The 21,708-nt window shown below is 64.8% G+C and carries 22 protein-coding genes and 3 tRNA genes; 18 read left to right on the forward strand and 7 right to left on the reverse strand.

The genetic code is table 11. The features are described 5' to 3' along the window. Positions 1-237: 237 nt before the first annotated feature. The 7 genes from BFX80_RS02365 (at position 238) to nadA (ending at position 5,479) form a co-directional block, all read left to right on the forward strand. Positions 238-1,275 carry a segregation and condensation protein A gene (locus tag BFX80_RS02365; protein WP_084207881.1) on the forward strand — a complete coding sequence of 346 codons (1,038 nt, stop codon included), beginning with the start codon at positions 238-240 and terminating at the stop codon, positions 1,273-1,275. Next, positions 1,272-2,375, forward strand: coding sequence for an SMC-Scp complex subunit ScpB (scpB, locus tag BFX80_RS18265; RefSeq protein WP_084207882.1), 1,104 nt, complete (start codon positions 1,272-1,274; stop codon positions 2,373-2,375). Before BFX80_RS02365 ends, scpB begins: the two co-directional genes overlap by 4 nt. 290 nt (positions 2,376-2,665) lie before the next feature. Beyond that, complete coding sequence (gene rluB / locus BFX80_RS02375) at positions 2,666-3,526, forward strand: 23S rRNA pseudouridine(2605) synthase RluB (RefSeq protein WP_240499734.1); 861 nt, start codon at positions 2,666-2,668, stop codon at positions 3,524-3,526. 258 nt (positions 3,527-3,784) lie between these two features. Beyond that, positions 3,785-3,859, forward strand: a tRNA-Lys gene (locus BFX80_RS02380). 36 nt (positions 3,860-3,895) lie between these two features. Further along, positions 3,896-3,970: transfer RNA gene (locus BFX80_RS02385), tRNA-Lys, on the forward strand. A 16-nt stretch (positions 3,971-3,986) separates the two neighbouring features. Continuing rightward, a tRNA-Lys gene (locus tag BFX80_RS02390) sits at positions 3,987-4,061 on the forward strand. A 359-nt stretch (positions 4,062-4,420) separates the two neighbouring features. Continuing rightward, a complete protein-coding gene (nadA, locus tag BFX80_RS02395) occupies positions 4,421-5,479 on the forward strand; it encodes a quinolinate synthase NadA (protein ID WP_084209590.1) in 1,059 nt (352 codons plus the stop codon). A 111-nt stretch (positions 5,480-5,590) separates the two neighbouring features. On the opposite strand, the gene BFX80_RS02400 is transcribed toward nadA, so the two are convergent. Further along, entirely contained in the window at positions 5,591-7,093 is a 1,503-nt protein-coding gene (locus BFX80_RS02400) for a M48 family metalloprotease (RefSeq protein WP_077380176.1), read from the reverse strand. A gap of 206 nt (positions 7,094-7,299) precedes the next feature. Between BFX80_RS02400 and BFX80_RS02405 the strand changes: the two genes are divergently transcribed. Both BFX80_RS02405 and BFX80_RS02410 read left to right on the forward strand, forming a co-directional pair. Next, complete coding sequence (locus tag BFX80_RS02405) at positions 7,300-7,605, forward strand: sulfurtransferase TusA family protein (RefSeq protein ID WP_077380174.1); 306 nt, start codon at positions 7,300-7,302, stop codon at positions 7,603-7,605. Then, complete coding sequence (locus BFX80_RS02410) at positions 7,602-8,696, forward strand: AI-2E family transporter (protein ID WP_084207883.1); 1,095 nt, start codon at positions 7,602-7,604, stop codon at positions 8,694-8,696. The genes BFX80_RS02405 and BFX80_RS02410 overlap by 4 nt, the downstream gene beginning before the upstream one ends. Before the next feature lie 168 nt (positions 8,697-8,864). Here the strand turns inward: BFX80_RS02410 and BFX80_RS02415 are convergent, their stop codons facing one another. Beyond that, the gene (locus BFX80_RS02415) at positions 8,865-9,341 is read right to left on the reverse strand and encodes a peroxiredoxin (protein WP_077380170.1); all 477 of its coding nucleotides are present in this window, start codon (positions 9,339-9,341) and stop codon (positions 8,865-8,867) included. A 447-nt stretch (positions 9,342-9,788) separates the two neighbouring features. On the opposite strand from BFX80_RS02415, the gene dapA reads away from it, so the two are divergent. The 4 genes from dapA (at position 9,789) to purC (ending at position 13,391) form a co-directional block, all read left to right on the forward strand. Continuing rightward, on the forward strand, positions 9,789-10,673 hold the full coding sequence (gene dapA, locus BFX80_RS02420) for a 4-hydroxy-tetrahydrodipicolinate synthase (protein ID WP_077380168.1): 885 nt from the start codon (positions 9,789-9,791) through the stop codon (positions 10,671-10,673). After that, positions 10,673-11,611 carry a hypothetical protein gene (locus tag BFX80_RS02425; RefSeq protein ID WP_077380166.1) on the forward strand — a complete coding sequence of 313 codons (939 nt, stop codon included), beginning with the start codon at positions 10,673-10,675 and terminating at the stop codon, positions 11,609-11,611. The genes dapA and BFX80_RS02425 overlap by 1 nt, the downstream gene beginning before the upstream one ends. A gap of 86 nt (positions 11,612-11,697) precedes the next feature. After that, positions 11,698-12,480 (forward strand): MBL fold metallo-hydrolase, encoded by a 783-nt coding sequence (locus BFX80_RS02430; protein ID WP_084209591.1) that lies wholly within the window; start codon positions 11,698-11,700, stop codon positions 12,478-12,480. A 194-nt stretch (positions 12,481-12,674) separates the two neighbouring features. Beyond that, positions 12,675-13,391, forward strand: coding sequence for a phosphoribosylaminoimidazolesuccinocarboxamide synthase (gene purC, locus BFX80_RS02435; RefSeq protein WP_077380164.1), 717 nt, complete (start codon positions 12,675-12,677; stop codon positions 13,389-13,391). A gap of 125 nt (positions 13,392-13,516) precedes the next feature. Here the strand turns inward: purC and BFX80_RS02440 are convergent, their stop codons facing one another. Both BFX80_RS02440 and tsaA read right to left on the reverse strand, forming a co-directional pair. Continuing rightward, on the reverse strand, positions 13,517-14,095 hold the full coding sequence (locus BFX80_RS02440; RefSeq protein ID WP_077380162.1) for an NADPH-dependent FMN reductase: 579 nt from the start codon (positions 14,093-14,095) through the stop codon (positions 13,517-13,519). A gap of 118 nt (positions 14,096-14,213) precedes the next feature. Further along, positions 14,214-15,098, reverse strand: coding sequence for a tRNA (N6-threonylcarbamoyladenosine(37)-N6)-methyltransferase TrmO (gene tsaA / locus BFX80_RS02445; RefSeq protein WP_394327512.1), 885 nt, complete (start codon positions 15,096-15,098; stop codon positions 14,214-14,216). A gap of 215 nt (positions 15,099-15,313) precedes the next feature. Between tsaA and BFX80_RS02450 the strand changes: the two genes are divergently transcribed. The 4 genes from BFX80_RS02450 (at position 15,314) to BFX80_RS02465 (ending at position 17,878) form a co-directional block, all read left to right on the forward strand. Beyond that, positions 15,314-15,982 (forward strand): methylthioribulose 1-phosphate dehydratase, encoded by a 669-nt coding sequence (locus tag BFX80_RS02450; protein ID WP_084209593.1) that lies wholly within the window; start codon positions 15,314-15,316, stop codon positions 15,980-15,982. Continuing rightward, positions 15,979-16,575 carry a 1,2-dihydroxy-3-keto-5-methylthiopentene dioxygenase gene (locus tag BFX80_RS02455; protein ID WP_077380160.1) on the forward strand — a complete coding sequence of 199 codons (597 nt, stop codon included), beginning with the start codon at positions 15,979-15,981 and terminating at the stop codon, positions 16,573-16,575. Before BFX80_RS02450 ends, BFX80_RS02455 begins: the two co-directional genes overlap by 4 nt. After that, entirely contained in the window at positions 16,572-17,252 is a 681-nt protein-coding gene (mtnC, locus tag BFX80_RS02460; RefSeq protein ID WP_084207884.1) for an acireductone synthase, read from the forward strand. Before BFX80_RS02455 ends, mtnC begins: the two co-directional genes overlap by 4 nt. A 107-nt stretch (positions 17,253-17,359) precedes the next feature. Then, a complete protein-coding gene (locus BFX80_RS02465) occupies positions 17,360-17,878 on the forward strand; it encodes a GNAT family N-acetyltransferase (RefSeq protein WP_240499645.1) in 519 nt (172 codons plus the stop codon). 96 nt (positions 17,879-17,974) lie between these two features. On the opposite strand, the gene BFX80_RS02470 is transcribed toward BFX80_RS02465, so the two are convergent. The 3 genes from BFX80_RS02470 to nadC form a co-directional block, all read right to left on the reverse strand. Then, positions 17,975-18,769, reverse strand: a complete 795-nt coding sequence (locus BFX80_RS02470) for an SDR family NAD(P)-dependent oxidoreductase (protein ID WP_077380156.1) — start codon at positions 18,767-18,769, stop codon at positions 17,975-17,977. Between the two features lie 160 nt (positions 18,770-18,929). Continuing rightward, a complete protein-coding gene (locus tag BFX80_RS02475) occupies positions 18,930-19,589 on the reverse strand; it encodes a class I SAM-dependent methyltransferase (RefSeq protein WP_084207885.1) in 660 nt (219 codons plus the stop codon). A 110-nt stretch (positions 19,590-19,699) separates the two neighbouring features. Next, entirely contained in the window at positions 19,700-20,563 is an 864-nt protein-coding gene (nadC, locus tag BFX80_RS02480) for a carboxylating nicotinate-nucleotide diphosphorylase (RefSeq protein ID WP_084207886.1), read from the reverse strand. Positions 20,564-20,817: 254 nt separating this feature from the next. On the opposite strand from nadC, the gene ampD reads away from it, so the two are divergent. Beyond that, positions 20,818-21,429 (forward strand): 1,6-anhydro-N-acetylmuramyl-L-alanine amidase AmpD, encoded by a 612-nt coding sequence (gene ampD, locus BFX80_RS02485; RefSeq protein WP_084207887.1) that lies wholly within the window; start codon positions 20,818-20,820, stop codon positions 21,427-21,429. The last annotated feature ends 279 nt before the right edge of the window (positions 21,430-21,708 follow it).

A 21,708-nucleotide genomic window follows, 5' to 3' on the forward strand; every position in this document is an offset into this window, starting at 1 on the left:
ATGACCTTCGACCTCATCGCGACTCTCGGTACCATCATGCTCTCGGTACCATCATGCTCTCGGTACCATCATGCTCTCGGTACCATCATGCTCTCGGTACCATCATGACTTGGGGGATGGGCCCTGAACGGCTAGAATGCCCGTCCCCCGGTCGCCGTGCGGCTCGATGGTGCCTCCGACGACCCGGTGCATCCTCCGCCCTGGTTCTCCCGACTTCAGCCTCCTGCAGGAGACTTCATGAGCGACCTGCTCGATGGCGCCAGCTTTTCCCTGACCGATGGGCATCAGCCCGCACCGCTGATCACCGCACCTGCAACGGGATCGGCCGTGCTGGCGCGCGTCAACGACACGCCGCTCACCGAGATGCCGCAGGATCTCTACATCCCGCCTGAGGCACTGCGGGTCTTTCTCGAGACCTTCGAGGGGCCGCTGGATCTGCTGCTGTATCTCATCCGTCGTCAGAACCTCGACATTCTCGCCATCAACGTCGCGGCCATCACGCATCAGTACATCGAGTACGTCGAGCTGATGCACGCCATGCAGATCGACCTTGCCGGGGAATATCTGCTGATGGCCGCCATGCTGGCGGAGATCAAGTCGCGCAGCCTGCTGCCGCGCCAGCCGAAGGAGAGTGATGATGACGAGGAAGAGGACCCGCGCGCCGAGCTGATCCGGCGTCTGCAGGAGTACGAGCAGACCAAGCTGGCCGCCGAAGGGCTGGACGAGATGCCACGCCAGGGGCGTGACTGGTTCGTCGCCACGGCGGAGCTGCCGGAGCTGGAGACGCGTGTCGTCCACCCTGAAGTGGACCTCTCGGAGCTGCTCGGCGCGCTGTCCGGTCTCTTGCGTCAGGCGGATCTCGTCCAGGCGCACACCATCTCGCGTGAGGTGATGTCGACCCGTGAGCGCATGCTGGCGATCATGAATCTGCTGAGCCACGAGCACTTCACGCCCTTCGAGAGACTGTTCACCCTCGAAGAGGGGCGTGCCGGCGTGGTGGTCAGCTTCATGGCGATCCTGGAGCTGGCCAAGGAGGCGCTGATCGAGGTCGTGCAGAATGCGCCGCTGTCGCCCATTCACGTGCGTGCCCGTACGCCGGAGCCTGACAGCGAGGACGATGAGGACTGGCTGGCACTGGAATTCGCCGACGAAGACGAGGTGGCGGCCGACCAGGGGGCGTTCGATGACGCAGCGTACGATGACGCGGCGTTCGAGGATGCGCAGACGTCACCTTCCTTCCCCCCATCCGACGAGCAGGAGAACGCGCCGTCATGAGTTCGCGCGATGCCCCCCTCGACCAGATCATCGAAGCGGCGCTGCTGGCTGCCGGTGAACCGCTGACGCTGGAGCGTCTGGCGGGATTGTTCGATGAATATTTAAGCCCCACCAAGCCTGCGCTGCGTGAAGCACTGGGCCGGCTGGGAGAGCGCCATCCGGCCGACGCCAGTGCGTTGGAGCTGATCGAGACCGCCAGTGGCTGGCGGCTGCGTGTTCGCCAGCAGTTCTCTCCCTGGGTGTCACGGCTGTGGGAAGAACGCCCGCAGCGCTATTCTCGCGCTCTGCTGGAGACGCTGGCGCTGGTGGCCTATCGTCAACCGGTGACCCGTGGTGATATCGAGCAGGTGCGTGGCGTGACGGTCAGCTCTTCCATCATGCGTACCCTGGTCGAGCGCGGCTGGGTGCGGGTGGTCGGGCACCGTGACGTGCCAGGGCGGCCGGCGGTCTTCGCCACCACGCGCCAGTTTCTTGACGACTTCGGGCTCAAGACATTGGAAGAGCTGCCGCCGGTGCATGAACTGAAAGGCTTCGAAGGACTCGAACAGCTGGAAGCGGAGCTGTATGATGTGCCGCCCTCACAGACCTTGCCGCTGCCGGAAGACCCGGATGGCGAGGGCGACGGGGGGGCATCGGCCGATGATGCGCCGGATTCCGCTCCGTCAGGTCCTGATGCGACAGCCGTTGATGCGACAGCCGCTGATGCGCCGTCAGCCGAGACTTCCTCGGACACGACTTCCTCGAGCGAGACTTTCTCGGACGAGACGTCTTCAGACGAGACATCGTCAGAGACGAGGGGGGCTCAGGTGCCCGCCGACTGGCAGCCACCGGAGATCACCGCCGAGCAGCTGGAGGAGGCGCTGAAGGCGCGCGCGCTCGATGTCGCGGATGATTCACCGAATACCGCAGGACCCTCCGCCTCACAGGCGGAACATGATCACGCCGGGATGGCGTCCACCGGCTCGGGGTTCGACTTCGCCACGATCGAAGCGCGCCTCAGCCAACGTTTGCGCGGTGCAGAAGATGAGGACGGGGCTGGCGATACGCCACCCAATGACTCCTCCGCTGCCGGGACCGTCGATGATGACGACCCTGCGTAAGCGAAATTCCTATTGATGAAATGGTTCATGTCATGAGCAAGACAGACACTGATAAGCGCAAGGCATCACGCCAGAACGACGGCAAGTCGACCACTGGCAAGGCCTTCGCGGGCGGCAAGGCGACGGACAGCAAGGCGGCTGGCAAGCACGCTGCCAGCAAGGACGGCGCACAGCCGCGTCGCGACATGGGCAAGTCCACCCGTGGCAGCAAGGCCAATGTCGGCAAGAAGCCGGCCGCCGCCGAAGCCCCGGAATTGCGTCCGCTGCCGCCGCAGGCCAAGGGCGACAAGCTGGCCGACGACGAGAAGCTGCAGAAGGTGCTGGCGCGCTCCGGTCTCGGCTCACGCCGTGAGATGGAAGTCGCGATCAGCGCCGGCCGCGTCAAGGTCAACGGCAAGGTCGCCCAGCTGGGAGACCGCGTCGGCCCCAACGACCAGGTCAGCCTCGATGATCGCCCGCAGAACCTCAAGGGCGCCGAGGAAAGTGCGCGCCGCGTCATCATGTACAACAAGCCGGAAGGCGAGCTGTGCACGCGCAAGGACCCGGAAGGCCGTCGTACCGTCTTCGAGCGTCTGCCGCGCCTGAAAGGTGAGCGCTGGATCGCCATCGGTCGTCTGGACATCAACACCAGCGGTCTGTTGCTGTTCACCACCGATGGTGAGCTGGCCAACCGTCTGATGCACCCGTCGACCCAGATCGAGCGTGAATACGCCGTGCGTGTCATGGGTGAGGTCAAGCGTGAGCACGTCGTCAACATGGTCAATGGCGTCATGCTGGAAGATGGCCCGGCGCGCTTCACCGACGTGCAGGAATTCGGCGGCGAAGGCATCAACAGCTGGTTCCACGTGGTGATCATGGAAGGCCGCAACCGTGAGGTTCGTCGTCTGTGGGACTCCCAGGGGCTGACCGTCAGCCGCCTGAAGCGCGTGCGCTACGGCAACATCTTCCTCGACAAGCGCGCTCGCGCCGGTGAGTGGGTGGAGATGGAGCAGAGCGAGATCGATGAACTGTCCACGCTGGCAGGTCTCGAGCACCGCAAGGCGCCGGCCCTGACGCCGGATGAGCAGAACCGCTGGAGCCGCGACAAGCAGAAGCGTCGTCCAGTGCGCGCCATGAAGAAGCCGCCGCAGCGCACACGCAAGCCGCGCTGAGGCTCTGCGGAGATCGCGTGCCTTGCGCTCGCCATCTCCGGCTGGCCTCCCGTGGGCCTGACGTGCATGTCAGCCTCGACATGCCGTCGGCAAGTCTCGCAAGCCCGCGCCTGTCGCGGGCTTGCGTGCATCTGGACGGTGGATGGCGTGGGGCTCTCGAGGCGCCATGAGCGGTCAAGCTGGTCATTTGCTTGAAGTTTTTTTGCAAAAGACTTGCGTCGTCTCAGGAATGGCGGTATCTTACGCCCCGCTTCGCAAGGGTCGTTAGCTCAGTGGTAGAGCAGTTGGCTTTTAACCAATTGGTCGAAGGTTCGAATCCCTCACGACCCACCATTTCTCGAAATGGTCTCTTGCAAAGCACCCGGCGGCGGGTCGTTAGCTCAGTGGTAGAGCAGTTGGCTTTTAACCAATTGGTCGAAGGTTCGAATCCCTCACGACCCACCATCCGCCACCCAGTTTTGGGTCGTTAGCTCAGTGGTAGAGCAGTTGGCTTTTAACCAATTGGTCGAAGGTTCGAATCCCTCACGACCCACCAGATCTTGCCCCGTGCCTTCATTGGCGCGGGGCAATTTTTGTTATGCGTCAGAAAGATTCCGCGGCGTTGCCTCGACGCACGCCCGGGTACCTGGCGTGAGGTCGACTGGAGCGGGGAGCGTGGCAGGCGTATCCTTGTGCGCGAGCCACGGCTCATGTCCTTCAGAGGATGACGCTCGACAGGACACCGCCAAGGGCGATAGACGCCCAAGGCACCAGTTGCAGTCTGGGGAGCCCAGCTGCAGCGCAAGGGAGGGCCGCCACGCGCCGTTCGTGCTCATGGCCGGGCCCTGACCCACTCAGCACAGGGGGAGCCCCTGTGGGCTAGGTGAGAGACACATGAACAGCCTGACAAATGCCATGCCGGGTCGTGAGGCCCACGATAGCGTCCGCGAGCAGGTGCGAGAGCACCTCGCCCGTGCGTACTGCCCGACCCGTCCCGCGGCAGGGGATGCCGCGCTGATCGCCGAGATCAAGCAGCTGCTCATCAAGCGTGATGCCGTGCTGGTCGCCCATTACTATTGCGATGACGCCATCCAGCAGCTTGCCGAGGACACCGGCGGCTGTGTCGCGGATTCCCTCGAGATGGCGCGCTTCGGCGCCCGTCATGACGCTTCGACGTTGATCGTCGCCGGCGTTCGCTTCATGGGCGAGACCTCCAAGATCCTCTCCCCGGAGAAGCGCGTGCTGATGCCGACGCTGGAGGCGACCTGCTCGCTGGATCTGGGCTGCCCGGAAGACGAATTCGCCGCCTTCTGTGATGCCCATCCCGATCGCACCGTGGTCGTCTACGCCAACACTTCGGCGGCGGTGAAGGCGCGTGCCGACTGGGTGGTGACCTCCTCCATCGCCGTTGACGTGATCGAGCACCTCCACGCGAAGGGCGAGAAGCTGATCTGGGCCCCGGACAAGCATCTGGGCGCCTATGTGCAGAAGCAGACCGGCGCTGACATGCTGCTGTGGGATGGTGCCTGCATCGTGCATGACGAGTTCCGCGCCCAGGGCATCACCGACCTGCTCAAGGTCCACCCGGACGCCGCGGTGCTGGTGCACCCGGAATCGCCGCAGTCGGTGGTGGAGCTTGCCGACGTGGTGGGGTCCACGTCCCAGCTGATCAAGGCCGCCGTCGAGCTGCCTCACGAGCAGATGATCGTTGCCACCGACCGTGGCATCTTCTTCAAGATGCAGCAGGCAGCACCGGGCAAGCAGCTGTTCGAGGCGCCGACCGCCGGCAATGGCGCGACCTGCAAGAGCTGTGCGCACTGCCCGTGGATGGCGATGAATGGTCTCGAGAATCTGGCCGCGGTGCTGCGCCGTGATCCCGCCGAGGCCAACGGCGAGGAAATCTTCGTCGACGACAGCCTGCGTGAGCGCGCGCTCAAGCCGCTGACCCGCATGCTGGAGTTCAATCGTGGCTGATCACGCCGACGCCTGATCGACGAGAGGCGCTGCAGGCAGGCGACGCAAACCGCCGCACCCGAGGAGTCGGGGCGGCGGTTTTTCATTGTCGGCGGGAAGGGGCGGGGGAGATCAGAACGCTTCGATGGCGTTGCGGTAGTCCTTGAAGTCCTCACGCCGCGCATTGATGCGATTGGCCAGCGCGAAGTCGTCTGCCTTGCGCGCCGCCTCATCGGCCAGTTTCAGCTGGGCGAAGGCACTGTCCATGCGTCCCTCGAGCTGCTCGAATTCCGCCCGGTACAGGAAGGCTTCGGCCTGATGCCCGCTGCGGCCACTGGCCTCGGCCGCCAGATTCCACACCTTGGGATCATCGGGATGTTCGCGGCGCATGTCTTCCAGCTGTTGGCGTGCGCTGGCGGGGTCCTGCTGCAGCCTGACCTCGGCAAGTGCCAGGCGTGTCGGCAGGTAATCCGGCTGCAGGCGCAGCAGGCGTCTGGCGCGTTGCGTGGCCTCGTCATAGCGACGTGCATCCCGGGCGACCTCGATGGCACTGGCGCTGATCAGGGTGAGGTCGGGATGCTTGTCGTGCAGGCGGTCCAGCGCCGCGAGGGCGCTGTCGATCTCGTGATTCTCGGCGGCCGCCAGTGCCTGGTAGTAGGCGATGGCATCCGGATCGGCTGAGTCCTCACGCAAGGTCACCAGCCCCTGGGAGGGCTGGCTCAGGTTGAGCGCCAGCAGGGCACGGGCGCGTATCATCTCGTAGGCCAGCGTGCCCAGCGGATCAGGGGTCGCGGTCTCCAGGGCATCGGCACGCGCCTGGGTGTCACCGATACGTGCTTCGGTGACCGGGTGCGTCAGCAGGAATTCCGGCGCGTTGCTGCCCTGCAGGCTGGCCATGCGCTGCATGGCGCGAAACATGCGGGGCATGGCCTCGGGGTCGAAGCCGGCACGCGCCAGCGCCTCGATGCCGACACGGTCGGCCTCCTGTTCGAAGCGGCGTGAGTAGGCCAGCTGATCCGAGATCGCCGCCGCCTGGGTGCCGGCCATGGTCGCGAGACCGGCCGAGCCGCCACCGCCGGCCGCGATCACCATGCCGGCGAGAAAACCGGCCAGTGTCGGCAGGCGAGTTTCAGCCTGACGTTCCATGTTGCGGGCAAAGTGATGCTGGGAGAGGTGGCCCAGCTCGTGGGCGAGCACTGAGGCGAAGGCGTCGCGGTCCGGCGCGAAGGCGAACAGCCCCGTATTGACGCCGACCACGCCGCCGGGCACGGCGAAAGCGTTCAGCTGACTGCTGGCCACCAGGGTGATGATGAAGTCATTGCGGTCCAGCTCACTCCAGGGCGCCAGCTTGCGAACGATGCCATTGATCCAGTCCAGCGTGATAGGGTCATCCCATTCACGCACGTGGGCGCGGAACTGGCGCAGCCAGGCGCGTCCGATACGATATTCATCGTTGCTGGAAATGCCGCCGCTGGCGCTCCCCAGGTCCGGCAGTCCATAGTCGTTCTGCGCCACGGCGGGGGGGCTGGCCAGGGAGGCACCCATCAGCGTCAGGCTGAGCAGCAGGCTGGATAGGGTGACGCGTGTGGTGCGTGCGTGACGAACGCGACCGCTCAAGGGGGACAGCAACGACATGCAGGCAATCCTCTTCAATAAGGTGCAAGGCACAGTCGGCCCGCACGACACATGAAGTGAGCCGGACTGACCTGGCTACCCCTCACTCTCAGGGGGTGGCGGGGCGGAAAGTTGCTTTGTCAGGCAAGGTGCCCTTAAATCGGGGCGTTTTCAAGCTGCACCCTTCATGCGTGTGGCAGAACATCATAACGAGAACGGAAGGGCAGATGGCATTCGAACGACCTGGCGCTGAGACTGCGAATCCGACGGCTGATTCCACGGCCGATACCCACCTGACAACGCTCGATGCGCGCGGCCTGCACTGTCCGTTGCCGCTGCTGCGCACCAAGCTGGCACTGGCTGGCATGAGTGCCGGCGAGCAACTCGAGGTCCTCGCCAGCGACGCCGGCGCCTGGGGTGACATCCCCGCCTATCTGGCGCTGAGCGATCACGCGCTGGTCTCGCGTGAAGAGACGGCCGCGGGTGATTATCGCTTCGTGATCAAGGCGCTCACGGAGGATGACCCCTCATGACCATGAAGACCCTGTTGCGTGGCTGGTTGGAGCGCTATTTCTCCGATGAGGAGGCGGTGGTGCTGTTTCTGGTGCTGGTGCTGGTCTTCGCGGCCGTCATCTGGCTGGGCAGCATGCTGGCGCCATTCTTCACGGCCTTGATCGTCGCCTTCCTGCTGCAGAGCGGCGTGAGCTTTCTGGAGCGGTTCGGCTTGCCGCGTCTGGCCGCCGTCAGTCTGATGACGCTGGTGTTCATGGGCATCATGCTGGCCAGTGCGCTGATCCTGTTGCCGCTGGTCTGGCATCAGCTGGCCAATCTGATCCAGGAGATTCCCGGCATGTTCGCCTCGGGTCAGCGCTGGCTGGGCGAGTTGCAGCAGCGCTTCCCCGGCCTGATCACGCCGGAGCAGGTCCAGCAGTGGGTCGGCGCCGCCGGGCGTGAGCTGACCCAGTTCGGGCAACGTGCGGTGTCCCTGTCGCTGGCGTCGCTCGGCAACCTGATGGGCGTGGTGATCTATCTGGTGCTGGTGCCGATCCTGGTGTTCTTCATGCTCAAGGATCGCGAGCGGCTGGTGGAGTTCACGCTGGCATTGCTGCCGCGCAAGCGCCTGCTGATGAGTCGGGTGTGGAACGAGATGGATGACCAGATCGCCAACTTCGTGCGCGGCAAGGTGATCGAGATCGTCATCGTCGGTGGCGTCAGCTACGTCACCTTCGTCATCTTCGGATTGCCGTACTCGGCGCTGCTGGCCATCGTGGTCGGTTTCTCGGTGCTGATTCCCTACATCGGGGCGGCGGGGGCGACCCTGCCGGTGGCCGCCGTGGCCGGTTTCCATTTCGGGCTGGGCGATACCTTCATGTACGTGATGATCGCCTACGGCATCATCCAGGCACTGGATGGCAACGTGCTGGTGCCGTTGCTGTTCTCGGAGGCGGTCAATCTGCACCCGGTGGCGATCATTCTGGCCGTGCTGTTCTTCGGCGGGATCTGGGGCTTCTGGGGCGTGTTCTTCGCCATCCCGCTGGCCACGCTGATGAAGTCGCTGCTCTACGCCTGGCCGCGTCGTTCCCGCGCCGAGGCAGGCCTGCCCGAAGAAGAAGTGCAGGGCTGAGCGCATGTCCCGGGCCTCGTCCCGTGTCGCCTGCATGAAAAAAGCCCCGCCGATCGGCGGGGCTTTTTTCATGGGCGAGTGGCGGCGTTTCACCGCCATGGCCCTCCAGCAGGACCCTTGCGCACAGGCAGGCCTTGACGCTCGGGGCTTGCAGCCTTCCGGCGAGCATCACTTGCCGGCGTCGAGCTCGCGGGCGGCGTCCAGCACTTCCTCGACATGGCCCTTGACCTTCACGCCACGCCATTCGCGCGCCAGATTGCCGTCGGCGTCGATCAGGAAGGTGGAGCGCACCACGCCGAGACTTTCCTTGCCCATGAATTTCTTCATGTGAATGACGTCAAAGATCTTGCACAGGGTCTCGTCCGGGTCGCTGATCAGCTCGAACGGGTAGCCCTGCTTGGCCCGGAAGTTCTCGTGGGTGCGCAGGCTGTCGCGGGAGACGCCGAGAATCACGGTGTTGGCCGCTTCGAATTCCTTGAGGTGGTCGCGGAAGTCACCGCCTTCGGTGGTACAGCCCGGCGTGTGGTCCTTCGGGTAGAAGTAGATGACGGCTTGCTTGCCCTTGAGGCTCGCCGGGGTGACTTCGGTATCACTGGTGGCTTGTGCGGTAAAGTCGGGAATTGGCTGACCGAGGCTGACGCTCATCGTGCTCTCCTGGCGATGACTGACGGCCATGTGGCGGCTGACAGTATGGAATGAGGAAAAAAACCGGCAGTCATGGGCATCGCGCTTGCCCGGTTCTGCGGTATGTCCTGCATTACACGCAGGGCGCCCGAACTTGTCAAAGACGGGGCAGAACTCTTGTGTTTCACCGCCTTGGCGACCGGCGTCATCGGGCCCGTCCGGCGTGCATCTGTCCCGTGGACAGGCGAGGGAATCCATCGCTTTGCACAACCGGTGCAGATGGCGTCTGTACAGGCTTCGATGGTCTTTGTAACATCATCACCCTTGGCGCGACTCGCGTGTCGGCGTGCCCACGCAATCAGAGTCCTGCGTCAACCAATCTATGTCAGATGTCTGTCCCCGGGATCTGCTGTTTCAACAGCACAGGGACACGCCTGGCGCATCAGGCACCAGAGGAGAATTCGAGGGATGATCACAGGTAGCATTGTCGCACTGGCGACCCCGATGAAGGCCACCGGCGAGATCGACTGGGACGCCCTGCGCCAGCTGGTCGCCTTCCACCTCGAAAATGGCACCGATGCCATCGTCGCCGCCGGCACTACCGGCGAGCCGACCACCATGTCCTTCGCGGAGCACTTCGATGTGATCCGCTGTGTGGTCGAGACGGTCGCCGGCAAGATTCCGGTCATCGCCGGGACTGGCGCCAACGCCACCTCCGAAGCCGTCGAGCTTGCCCGTTATGCCAAGGAAGTCGGTGCGGATTACTGCCTCTCCGTGGCGCCGTACTACAACAAGCCGACCCAGGAAGGGCTCTATCAGCACTTCAAGGCCGTCGCCGAGCAGGCCGGCATTCCGGTCATTCTCTACAACGTGCCGGGTCGTACCTGCTCCGATATCTACAACGAGACGGTCTTCCGCCTCGCCGAGCTCGACAACATCGTCGGCCTCAAGGATGCTACCGGCAATCTGGAGCGTGGTCAGGAGCTGATCGACCGCCTCAAGGGCACCGATTTCGCGCTCTACTCCGGTGATGACCCCACGGCCTGCGACTTCATCCTGATGGGCGGCCACGGTGACATCTCCGTGACGGCCAACGTCGCACCGCGCCTGATGCACGAGATGTGCGCCGCCGCCGTCGCCGGCGATGCCGAGCGTGCTCACCAGATCAACACGCGCCTGATGCCGCTGCACTCCGCGATGGGCGTCGAATCCAACCCGATTCCGGTCAAGTACGCCATGCATCGCATGGCGCTGGCACCGGAAGCCGGCGTGCGTCTGCCGCTGACCTGGCTGTCCGAGCAGTATCACTCCACGGTCGATGAAGCGCTGCAACTGGCCGAGGTGCTCAACTGATGAGTCAGCGTCTTGTGCCACTGGCCCTGCTGACGGCTCTCGCGGTCGCCGGCTGCTCCAGTGATGGTTATTACTATGACCGCAACAGCGAGTATGCGGACGCCAGCATCGCGCCGCCGCTCGAGCTGCCCGAGACACGCAATCGCGCCGAATATCAGGACTCGATGCCGGTGCCACAGGCCAGCAGCGATTTCCTGGCCAGCGATGACTTCGAGGCGCCGCGTCCGCAGCCGCTGGCGACCAGCGAGAAGGGACAGCGTGAATTCGTCGCCCTGCGTCAGAGTGGCGATGCCCGCTGGCTGGCGGTGAATGCCGCGCCTGCAGCGGTCTGGACGCGCCTGCAGACCTTCGCGCGTGACCAGCAGCTGGACGTGCAGAGCATCGATGCCGGCAAGGGCGAGATCACCACCAGCCAGGGCGTGATCAGCGTCAATCAGGGCCTGCGTGCCGACGCCTCTGAAGTGCGTTGTCAGCAGGGCGGTGACGTCTCCGGCAGCTGCCTGAACGCGCTGCGTGGCTATCTGGCCGCCTCGCCTGCAGACAGCGGTGTCTCGCTGGCGGCGCAGTCGCTCAGCCGTGACGACCGGGTACGTCTGGAAGGCCGTGACGGTACCTGGCAGATCGACCTGGCACTGGATACCGAGCGCAGCTGGGCCGAGCTGCTCTACCAGCTGCAGAAGAACTTCAACACCGACTACCAGAAGCTGGTGGATCAGAACCGCTCACGTGGCGAATTCATGGTCAACTACATCCCGCGGGAAGATCGCGACGGTGGCTGGCTGGGGATCGGCGGGGATGGCGAGCCGCTGCCGATGGTGCTCACGCTGCGTGGCGAGCAGGATCATACGCTGGTCACAGCCAAGCGCGCCGACGGTGAAGAGACCACGCCTGCACTGGCCCGCGAGCTACTCGACGCCGTGGCGTCGACGCTGCGCTGAGCATGCTGCTTGATGCGTCTGCCGCCTCATTCGACCTTGCGTCGGATGAGGCGGCTGCGTTCTCGGCGCCGGCCCGCAGCGGCGTGATGTCGATGGCCTCGCTGGGCAGTGGCAGCAAGGGCAACGGCACGCTGATACGCACGCGTGAGGCGCTGGTGCTGGTGGACTGTGGCTTCACGCTCAAGGAGAGCGAGGCGCGTCTGGCGCGGCTCGGGGTGCATCCCTCGCAGCTGGATGCCGTGCTGGTCACCCATGAACATGGTGACCATCTGGGAGGCATCGGGCCGCTGGCGCGCCGTCATGGTGTGCCGGTGCATCTGACCACGGGCACCTGGCTTGCCGGCCGCGCGAAGAAGCTCGGCACGTTGCCGAGCCGTCATCTGATCACGCCGCAGCAGGAATTCGCGATCAAGGATCTCGAGATCCTGCCGGTGACCGTGCCGCATGATGCACGTGAGCCGGTGCAGTTCGTGTTCAGCCGACGTGGCGAGACGGCCACGCGGCGTCTGGGCGTGCTGACGGACCTCGGTCACGTCAGCGAGCACGTGCTGAGCTGCTTTGCCGACTGCGATGGTCTGGTGCTGGAGTTCAACCACGACCCGCAGATGCTGGCCAGTGGCCCTTATCCGCCCAGCCTCAAGCGGCGGGTCGGTGGACGGCTCGGCCATCTGGCCAACGCCCAGGCCTGTGCCGCGCTGCCGTATCTGGGGCTGGAGCGCCTGCAGCGGCTGGTCGCCTCGCACCTGTCGGAGAGCAACAATCATCCGTCATTGGCCCGGGAGGCACTGGCCCCCTGGCTTGCGGACGACGATAGCCGCCTGATCATCGCCGCGCAGGACAGCGGCTTTGGCTGGCAGGCCATCGCCTGATACTCATGACGCCCGGTCGCTTCGCGATCGGGCGTTTGTGATTCTGGATGAGCTGACCAGATGGACAGCTCTCGAATCACGCCATACACCAACGCCACGGTCCTTCTCGACTGGGCGTGACAGACTCAAGCGTGATCGATTCATCGTCGACCGCCTCAACACTCGACGCGACTAGCGTCATCAGGGGGAATCTCATGGAAAAGCGTGAAGAGCTCTACGCTGGCAAGGCCAAATCCGTCTTCGTCACCGACGATCCGGATCTTCTGCTGCTGGAATTCCGCGACGATACCAGTGCCTTCGACGGCAAGCGTATCGAGCAGCTGGACCGCAAGGGCATGGTCAACAACAAGTTCAATGCCTTCATCATGGAGAAGCTCAAGGCGGCCGGTATCCCGACCCACTTCGAGCGTCTGGTCAGCGACAACGAGTGTCTGGTCAAGCGTCTCGACATGATGGCGGTGGAGTGCGTGGTGCGTAACATCTCCGCCGGCTCACTGGTGCGTCGTCTGGGTGTCGAGGAAGGCCTCGAGCTCAATCCGCCGACCTTCGAGCTGTTCCTCAAGAACGACGAGAAGGGCGACCCGATGATCAACGAATCGCTGGTCGAGACCTTCGGCTGGGCAGAGCCCAAGCACCTGGCGCGCGCCAAGGAACTGACCTTCCAGGTCAACGACATCCTCAAGCAGCTGTTCCTCGATGGCGGCATCCTGCTGGTCGACTACAAGCTCGAGTTCGGTGTCTTCAAGGGTGAGGTCGTGCTGGGTGACGAATTCTCGCCGGACGGCTGCCGTCTGTGGGATGCCGAGACGCGCGAGAAGCTCGACAAGGACCGCTTCCGTCAGGGTCTGGGCGGCGTGATCGAAGCCTACGAGGAAGTCGGCCGTCGTATCGGGATCGATTTCACGGCGTGAGCATGGCGTGAGGCCGCCGCCTCACTCACGATGCACACATGAACGAGACGACCCTCCTGCCAGTGGCAGGAGGGTCGTCTCGTGTCAGAGGTTTGCATGTGCAGAGGTGAAGCGGTACGGAGGCGTTACCCGTGGCGCAGTCTCGCCAGCTCGATCACCTGCTGTGCGACACTCGCCAGCGCGTGATCCTGACCTTCGTCATCCAGGCTGCCATCCTCGCGAAAGGCACTGCCTGCCCGGGATACCGCGATCTGCTGGGGAGCGACCAGCATGCCGAGGTTGTTCAGATAGAGTCGCACGAACGGCAGGGCGCGCATGCCGCCCATCCCGCCCGGGGATGCCGAGACGATGCCGACCGGCATGCCGCGCAAGGCATCCATGCCGCTCTGGCCTTCGGTGTCCGGACGCGACAGCCAGTCAAAGGTGTTCTTGAGCAATGGGCTGAAGAAGCCATTGTATTCCGGGGTGGCCAGCAACAGCCCCTGATGGCTGGCAAACAGGGCCTGCAGACGGTCTGCACTGGCAGGACGCCCGTTGGCTTCTTCGCTGTCCCCATCGTAGAGCGGCATCGGGAAGTCGTTGAGGTCGAGCAGGTTGATCTCGGCTCCCTGATCGCCGGCCAGATGGGCGAGGCGAGTGATCAGGCGCCGATTGACGGAGGCCTTGCGGGTACTGGCGGCAAAGGCAAGCAGACGAATACTCATGCGGCGGACTCCCGGTGGAACACGTGAAGATGCTGGAATGCACGCCCAGTATGGTCAGGAGTCGTGACGGTTCGCCAATGCAATCTGGCATTGTCCTGATCTGGCGCCGCTCTCTCGTTCAGCTGGCCACGATGGCGGCGACCTGCATCGTCAGGCTGCCGTCGGGTTGGGTGTACGCCGTGAAGCGCACATCCACGTCCACCAGCTGCACGCCATATTGACGCTTGCCATCGGCAGTCTTGGCGGCGTGGTAGGCGGGGCGCGGGTCCTGGGCGAGCACTTCCTCGATCAGCGCGCGCAGCGTGGCACTGTCGGAGCGCTGTTCAAGCTGCTGCTCGGCTTCGTCACTGAACATGACGGCATGGCGTGGCGGCGGGGCAGGCGCGTAACCGGCGCGCGCCTGGGGCACGGCATCGACCCACGGCAGATAGGGCTTGATGTCCATCACCGGCGTGCCATCCAGCAGGTCATGGCCGCGCAGCAGCAGGCGCACTCCGCTGTGCCTGCCCGTCTGTCTGCCACCCGGCTTGTCGCTGGCGCCTGTCTCGACGCCTGCAAGCTCGACCACCGACTGGCCCAGTCGGTTGGGGCGATGGGTACTGCGCGAGGCGAACACGCCGGTGCGTGCATTGCCACCCAGGCGTGGCGGGCGGATCAGCGGCGTCCAGCGTGTGGGGCTGGCGTGGAACAGGAAGTGGATCCACAGGTGGCTGAAGCCGTCGATGTCGCGCACGCAGTCCGGGTCATCGAAGGGCGGCAGCAGGTGCAGGATGGCGGTGGCATGGCGTGCCAGACCCGGCTGGCGGGGAATGCCGAACTTGTCCGGGTAGCAGCTCTCGATGATGCCCACCGGCTGCATGGTCTGTTGCCCCAGTGCCATGGCCTGCTCACGCAGATGAGGGGGCAGCTGCGGCATGCGCCTGGCCAGTGCGGCATCGCTCATCGGGCGCTCGGCCGTGTCGGCGGTCGGATGGGGGCTGGCGGGCTGATCGGAAGAGGACATGGCAAGACCGTGGCAGAGGCTGAAGTGATGACGGGGCAGGATGTCGTGTGACATCCCGGGCCGCCATGATGCCATGCTCGTCGTCGTACGGCATGACTGGTCTCGCCGGGCTGGCTTGTGTAGTCTGCCGCGAGAGCAGTGCCCAGCGGCACTGAGTCGTGATGCTGGCGTCGGAGCGAGAGCGCTCCACGCGATTCTTGAGGGCCAATCAGACCATGTCAGACCCCATCGCCATTGCCGCCACCGCCGATGGCCTGCAGCCGACGCTGGATCTTGATCATCTGGCGCATGCGAGCCAGCAGTTGATCGAGGCCGGGCGCGCACTGGACGCTGCCGGTCAGGTGCCCGCCACGGGCGGCAACTTCTCCTGTCGCCTCAGTGATCGCCTGATGGCGGTGACTGCCTCGGGCTGCCACAAGGGCCGCCTGACCAGTGGCGATATCCTGGTCAGCGATTTCGCCGTCAGGTTGCTGGGCACATCACGCAAGGCCTCGGACGAGGCACGCCTGCATGGCCAGCTCTACGAGGATCTGCCGCAGGCGCAGGCGATTCTGCATACCCACTCCAGGGCCGCCACCGTGCTGTCGCTGTGTCATGAGGGCGACACCCTGAACCTGGAGGGCTTCGAGCTCAACAAGGCCCTGGAAGGTATCAAGAGCCATGAGACGCCAGTACGTCTGGCGGTGTTCGACAATACTCAGGACATCGATGCACTGGCGCTGGACGTGCGGGCCCGCCTCAAGGCGGATGCCGGCCTGCATGGCTACCTGATTCGTGGTCATGGCCTCTATACCTGGGCCAGCAGCATGACGGCCTGCCGCCGGCATGTCGAAGCGCTCGATTTCCTGATGGGCTGTGAACTGGAACTGAGGAGACAGCGATGAGCTTTCTGGCCATCTACGCCGAACAGGACGCCTCGCGTCCGCAGTTGATCACGACCGATGGCGCGCGGATCGCCAGCGAACTCGAGGCCGAAGGCATCCGCTTCGAGCGCTGGACGGCGGGCTGCGAGTTGCGTGATCCCACCGACCAGGCTCAGGTGCTGGCGGCCTACGCCGACGATGTCGCGCGTCTCAAGCTGGAAAACGGCTTCGTGACCGCCGACGTGATCGGTCTGACGCCGGATCACCCCGAGCGGGAAGCGCTGCGGGGCAAGTTCCTCGATGAGCATCGCCACGCGGAGCACGAGGTGCGCTTCTTCGTGCGCGGCAGCGGCATCTTCTACCTGCATCTGGGTGAGCGGGTGCTGGCGGTCGGTTGCGAGAAGGATGACCTGATCGCCGTGCCGGCCGGTACCGCGCACTGGTTCGACATGGGACCGACGCCGGACTTCACCGCCATCCGCCTGTTCACCAATCCGGAGGGCTGGGTCGCCAACTTCACCGACAACGACATCGCCGCCCGCTTCCCGCGTCATGAAGCGCTGGCGGAACACTTCACCCAGACTGCCGCCCCGCATTCCCAGGAGTCCGCATGATTCGCGCCATCGTCACTGACATCGAGGGCACCACCGGCTCGATTCGCTTCGTGCATCAGGTGCTGTTCCCCTATGCGCGCGCCAATCTGGGCGATTTCCTGCGCGCCAATGCCGAGCGCGATGATGTCGCCGAGCAGCTGGCAGCCACCCGTGAGCTGGCCGAGGCGCCCGAGGCGGACCTCGAAACCGTGATCGGCATCCTGGAAGGCTGGATCGATGCCGATCGCAAGGCCACGCCACTCAAGGCCCTGCAAGGCATGGTCTGGGCGAAGGGCTACGCGGACGGCGACTTCACCGGCCATGTGTATCCCGATGCCGTGAAGGGATTGCGTGACTGGAAGGAACGCGGGCTGTCCCTGCATGTCTATTCTTCAGGCTCGATCCAGGCGCAGAAGCTGCTGTTCGGTCACTCGGATGCCGGGGATCTCACACCGCTGTTCGCGGGCTACTTCGATACCACGACAGGGCCGAAGCAGGAGGCCGAGAGTTATCGTCGGATTGCCGCGCATCTGGGCCTGCCGGGTGCCGAGATCCTGTTTCTGTCCGATGTGGTGGCTGAGCTCGATGCCGCCGCGGCCGCCGGCTTCCAGACCTGGCAGCTGGTCCGTGAGCCCGGCATGGTCACGGGGGATCACCCTCAGGCCAGTCGCTTCGATGAAGTGTCCTTCAGCGGGTGAGAGGCAGTCGCTGATCAGACGTCTCTCGACACCCTCTGAGCCACCGCGAGTCAGCCGCATTCCCGAAAGCGAATCGCCCCGTCCCGGGGCACAAGGAGGACCTACGATTGCACAGCCAGACCGATAGCCGCGCAGCAGCCTCGCGCATCAGCATCGTGACCGCGCAGCCGCGCCACGCCGCGGATCAGGCCGAGGTGTTCTATCAGGCCGTGATGCAGGGGGCGGCCAGTCACTATGATCTGGCGCAACGCCAGCAATGGGCGTCCCGTGTGCCCAGGGATGCCGAGCGCTGGGCGGCGCGCCAGCATCGCTTCGAAGTGCTGGTGGCCGAACGGGACGGGCGCTGCATCGCCTTCTGCGAGTATGCCCCTGAATGGCCGCTGGCCCGGATCGAGATGCTCTACGTCTACCCGGGGCTGACCGGGCAGGGGATAGGCACCCGCTTGCTGGAGGAGGCCGAACAGGACCTTCGCCGACGCAAGGTGCGGGTGGTGAGTCTGGAGGCCAGTCTGATGCTGTCGCCAGGGCTTGCACGCCGCGGCTGGGAGAGTCTGGGGCTTGAGCACGTCAAGCGAGGCGGCATCTGCCTCAAGCGCGAGCGCTTCGAGAAACGTCTCGACGAGTGACGCGTGCGTCACGGTGATATCGGACATGAAGACGCCCCCACCGGTCACCCGGTGGGGGCGTCTTGCGTTCGACAGGGTAACGGACCTGGCTGGCGATCAGGCCATGGTATCGACGATACCGCCTTCCACCCGCAGCGCGGCACCTGTCGTGGCACTGGCCTGCTCGGAGGCCGCGTAGACGCTCATGTTGGCGACTTCCTCGGGGCTTGCCATGCGCTGGAGGATGGAGGTGGGGCGGGTCTGCTGGACGAAGTCAGCCTCGACCTCCTCAAGCGTCCTGCCTTGCTCCTCGGCGTTCTTCTTGAGCATCTCGAGCACGCCCTCGGAGCGGGTCGGCCCCGGCAGGATGGCGTTGACGGTGACCTGCGTGCCGGACAGCACCTTGGCGAGCCCGCGTGAGACGGACTGGACGGCGGACTTGGTCATGCCGTAATGGACCATCTCGCTGGGGATGTTGAGCGCCGACTCGCTGGACAGGAACTGGATGCGCCCCCAGTCGCGCTCCTTCATGCCGCGCGCATAGTGGCGGGACAGGCGTACCGCCGACATCACGTTGACCTGGAAGAACTGCTCCCAGGTGTCGTCGTCGGTCTCGAAGAAGTCCTGTGGGGCGAAGATGCCGACATTGTTGATCAGGATGTCGGTGTCCGGGACGGTCTGGATCAGCGTGTCGCAGCCTTCGCGCGAGCCCAGGTCCGCGGCCACGCCCTGTACCTTGCTGTCAGGGACATCACGCTTGAGCTGGGCGATGGCGTCATCGACACGTGCCTGGGTACGGCCGGTCAGGGTGACGCTGGCACCCGCGCGGGCGAGTCCCGTCGCGATGGCAAGGCCGATGCCGGCGGTGGAACCACTGATGATGGCGCTGCGTCCGTGTAGATCAATCTGCATGCAACCTCCTTCACGGCAAGCGACGGCGTTCGCACACGATGGCCTGGCACCTGGGTGAGTGCCGGGACAACGGTCACGAATCGGCTCGCTGCTGTCATCTGGATGTCCTTGTTGCGTGGCGGTGCCGGGCGCGCAATGCAAGGGGCAGCGCCGGTGCGGATCAGATCTTGCGAAGGTGCATGTGACGCAACAGGCCGCCAGGCCCGAGGTCGCGGTCTTCCATGCGCTGTATGGCATGCCCTTCCAGCAGGCCATCGAGAGGCACGCTGAGATTGGTGGCCAGCAGGCGGGCCAGCGGATTGAGCAGCCGCCGGATCACCCCGGCTGGCTGCTGACCGCGCAAGCCCTTGTCGAGCAGGGACATCTCGCCGTCCGATGCCAGCACGCGCAATGCTTCATCGAAGGCTGTCTGCGGTTCTGGCACGACCGCGAAGATCAGGTGGGCGATCACGACGTCAAAGTGGCCATCGGGAAAGTCGAGTGCCATGGCATCGCCCAGCTTGACGTTGGCATCGAAGCCCAGCGCCTCGGCGCGCTCGCGGCAGCGGCGCAGCATGGCAGGCGAGGCATCGACCACCTCGAGTTCGATGTCACGGGGCAGGAAGGGCAGGTCGAGCCCGGTACCGCCGCCGAGCAGCAGCACGCGAGTCCCGGCTTTCAGGTCCAGTGTCGCGATGGCGTCTCGGCGTGCCGAGCGCAGGGCACGCGCTGCCACGCGGTCGTAGATCGGTGCGTAGAGGCTCCAGCGGCGGGTCTGCCAGCGTCCGCCTGACACCGTGGAGGCGGCAGGCGGACGCTGATGAGGAGATGGCGAGGACATGGGGCGCCTCCCTGGCGGTATGGCAAGGCGTCGTGAAGATGGACCGGCGTCACCGGTGACATCAGCAGGACAGGAGCTGACCAGCAGGAAGACACTCACCTGTCATCTGGCTAGCGGGTCTCGACAGTGTAGATGCGCATCGACAGGTCGATGGCCGTCACGTCCTTGGTCAGCGCGCCGATCGAGATGCAATCCACGCCGGTGGCGGCGATGCCGGCCAGGGTGCTCTCGTTGACGTTGCCCGAGGCTTCCAGCACGGCTGGCTTGGCATGCGCCTTGTTGCGCGCGACGGCCTCGATGAGCTGATCGTTGTTGAAGTTGTCGAGCATGATGACGTCGGCACCAGCATCCAGCGCCTGTTCCAGCTCCGCGAAATTCTCGACTTCCACTTCGCAGGTCAGGTCCGAGGCGATATCGCGTGCCTCACGGACGGCGGCCGCGATGCTGCCACAGGCGGCGATATGGTTTTCCTTGATCAGGAAGGCGTCATACAGGCCGATGCGATGATTGTGGCCGCCCCCGCAGCTGACGGCGTATTTCTGGGACACTCGCATGCCGGGCAGCGTCTTGCGGGTATCCAGCAGACGCACGCCGCTGCCTTCCACGAGTGAAGCGTAGTGGTGGGCGCGGGTCGCGGTACCGGACAGCGTCTGCAGCAGATTGAGTGCTGCGCGCTCTCCGGTCAGCAGCGAGCGAGCGGGGCCTTCCAGCTCAAGGAAGGGCGTGTCGGCCTCGAGTCGGTCACCATCGCTGGCCAGCCACTTGAGACTGACACGCGAGTCGAGGCGACGAAAGAGCTCATCCACCCAGGGCACGCCGCACAGAATGGCCGCCTCACGGCTGATCACCCGGGCCTTGGCCCACTGTCTTTCGGGAATCAGCTCGGCGGTGATGTCGCCACCGCCAACATCTTCGGCGAGCAGGCGGGCGGCGCTGGTGCGGATATCCTCGGCGAGGGCGTCGTGGAAGTTCATGCGCGTCTGATCCTTGTGCAAGAAGTGCTGCCGGAGCTGGTATCGCGCCGCAGGAAGCCCCCCGACACAGACCCATGGCTGCCGAGCATGCCATAATGTGCGCCATTATAGGAAAAGCCGCGCGGGCGGTCAGTCCCTGTGTGCGATACCGGTGCGATATCTCGCCTGACGGTGCACCGGGCCGGCAGGATCACGATCAGGCCGTCATGAAACTCACGCCCCGCGTGCAATGTCGTTCCCGTCTGGAGTCATCGATGCCCCCCTCGTCTTCCTCCCCATGGTCGGGCCAGCTGGCGCGACTGGCCGTCACCCCTGAGCACTGGCTGGAAAATGCCCGTCAGGTGCCGTCGCCCAACCACAATGCGCGTCCCGAGGGCGAAGTGTCGGCATTGGTGCTGCATTCCATCAGCCTGCCACCGGGGCGCTTCGGGGGGCCGGCCATCGAGCAGCTGTTCACCAATCAGCTCGACCCCGGTGCCCATCCCTACTTTGCCGACATCCATCATCTGCGCGTCTCGGCGCATGTGCTGATCCAGCGTGATGGTCGTCTGGTGCAGTTCGTGCCCTTCGATCGTCGTGCCTGGCATGCGGGGCGGTCGCGCTGGCATGACGGAGCGCGTGAGCGCGTGGAGCTCAATGACTTCAGCATCGGCATCGAGCTAGAGGGCGATGAGGTGCACCCCTACCGCGAGGTGCAGTACCGGACGCTGGCACGGACGGTCGCCGGCCTGATGGCCCGCTACCCGGCGCTGACCCGTGAGCGCATCACCTCGCATGCGCGGATTGCGCCGTTGCGCAAGACGGATCCTGGTCCCGCCTTTGACTGGGCTTACTTCGATCGCCTGCTGGACGACATTCAGGACTAAGGTCGCAAGTGCCTCGCGATGGTGCAATGCAGCATGCAGGTGCCGGATTCCGGTCAGGGAGCGTAGCCACGGGGCGCGTTGGTAGTTTTATTACAAGACGTGCTCCAGGCGACGGCTGGCATGCGGCGGGAAATCCCGCTCGGCACTGGCCGAGACCCGCACGGCCACGGCGGTGCCAGTCCATGGCGCACGGCTGCGCGGCCATGCGCACCGAATTGGCACGGGGGGGTGTTTGCGGTATCTTTCACGCCAAATGACTGCATCTTGTGCCCTGCTTTG

This window comes from Cobetia marina, assembly GCF_001720485.1.
Classification (GTDB): domain Bacteria; phylum Pseudomonadota; class Gammaproteobacteria; order Pseudomonadales; family Halomonadaceae; genus Cobetia; species Cobetia marina.

Excerpts from the sequence above, each read along its gene's own strand:
- BFX80_RS02365 (WP_084207881.1), top strand. The coding sequence starts at position 238 with ATGAGCGACCTGCTCGATGGCGCCAGCTTTTCCCTGACCGATGGGCAT.
- scpB (WP_084207882.1), top strand. The coding sequence starts at position 1,272 with ATGAGTTCGCGCGATGCCCCCCTCGACCAGATCATCGAAGCGGCGCTG.
- nadA (WP_084209590.1), top strand. The coding sequence starts at position 4,421 with ATGCCGGGTCGTGAGGCCCACGATAGCGTCCGCGAGCAGGTGCGAGAG.
- BFX80_RS02400 (WP_077380176.1), bottom strand. The coding sequence starts at position 7,093 with ATGTCGTTGCTGTCCCCCTTGAGCGGTCGCGTTCGTCACGCACGCACC.
- BFX80_RS02405 (WP_077380174.1), top strand. The coding sequence starts at position 7,300 with ATGGCATTCGAACGACCTGGCGCTGAGACTGCGAATCCGACGGCTGAT.
- BFX80_RS02410 (WP_084207883.1), top strand. The coding sequence starts at position 7,602 with ATGACCATGAAGACCCTGTTGCGTGGCTGGTTGGAGCGCTATTTCTCC.
- BFX80_RS02415 (WP_077380170.1), bottom strand. The coding sequence starts at position 9,341 with ATGAGCGTCAGCCTCGGTCAGCCAATTCCCGACTTTACCGCACAAGCC.
- dapA (WP_077380168.1), top strand. The coding sequence starts at position 9,789 with ATGATCACAGGTAGCATTGTCGCACTGGCGACCCCGATGAAGGCCACC.
- BFX80_RS02425 (WP_077380166.1), top strand. The coding sequence starts at position 10,673 with ATGAGTCAGCGTCTTGTGCCACTGGCCCTGCTGACGGCTCTCGCGGTC.
- BFX80_RS02430 (WP_084209591.1), top strand. The coding sequence starts at position 11,698 with ATGTCGATGGCCTCGCTGGGCAGTGGCAGCAAGGGCAACGGCACGCTG.
- purC (WP_077380164.1), top strand. The coding sequence starts at position 12,675 with ATGGAAAAGCGTGAAGAGCTCTACGCTGGCAAGGCCAAATCCGTCTTC.
- BFX80_RS02440 (WP_077380162.1), bottom strand. The coding sequence starts at position 14,095 with ATGAGTATTCGTCTGCTTGCCTTTGCCGCCAGTACCCGCAAGGCCTCC.
- tsaA (WP_394327512.1), bottom strand. The coding sequence starts at position 15,098 with ATGTCCTCTTCCGATCAGCCCGCCAGCCCCCATCCGACCGCCGACACG.
- BFX80_RS02450 (WP_084209593.1), top strand. The coding sequence starts at position 15,314 with ATGTCAGACCCCATCGCCATTGCCGCCACCGCCGATGGCCTGCAGCCG.
- BFX80_RS02455 (WP_077380160.1), top strand. The coding sequence starts at position 15,979 with ATGAGCTTTCTGGCCATCTACGCCGAACAGGACGCCTCGCGTCCGCAG.
- mtnC (WP_084207884.1), top strand. The coding sequence starts at position 16,572 with ATGATTCGCGCCATCGTCACTGACATCGAGGGCACCACCGGCTCGATT.
- BFX80_RS02470 (WP_077380156.1), bottom strand. The coding sequence starts at position 18,769 with ATGCAGATTGATCTACACGGACGCAGCGCCATCATCAGTGGTTCCACC.
- BFX80_RS02475 (WP_084207885.1), bottom strand. The coding sequence starts at position 19,589 with ATGTCCTCGCCATCTCCTCATCAGCGTCCGCCTGCCGCCTCCACGGTG.
- nadC (WP_084207886.1), bottom strand. The coding sequence starts at position 20,563 with ATGAACTTCCACGACGCCCTCGCCGAGGATATCCGCACCAGCGCCGCC.
- ampD (WP_084207887.1), top strand. The coding sequence starts at position 20,818 with ATGCCCCCCTCGTCTTCCTCCCCATGGTCGGGCCAGCTGGCGCGACTG.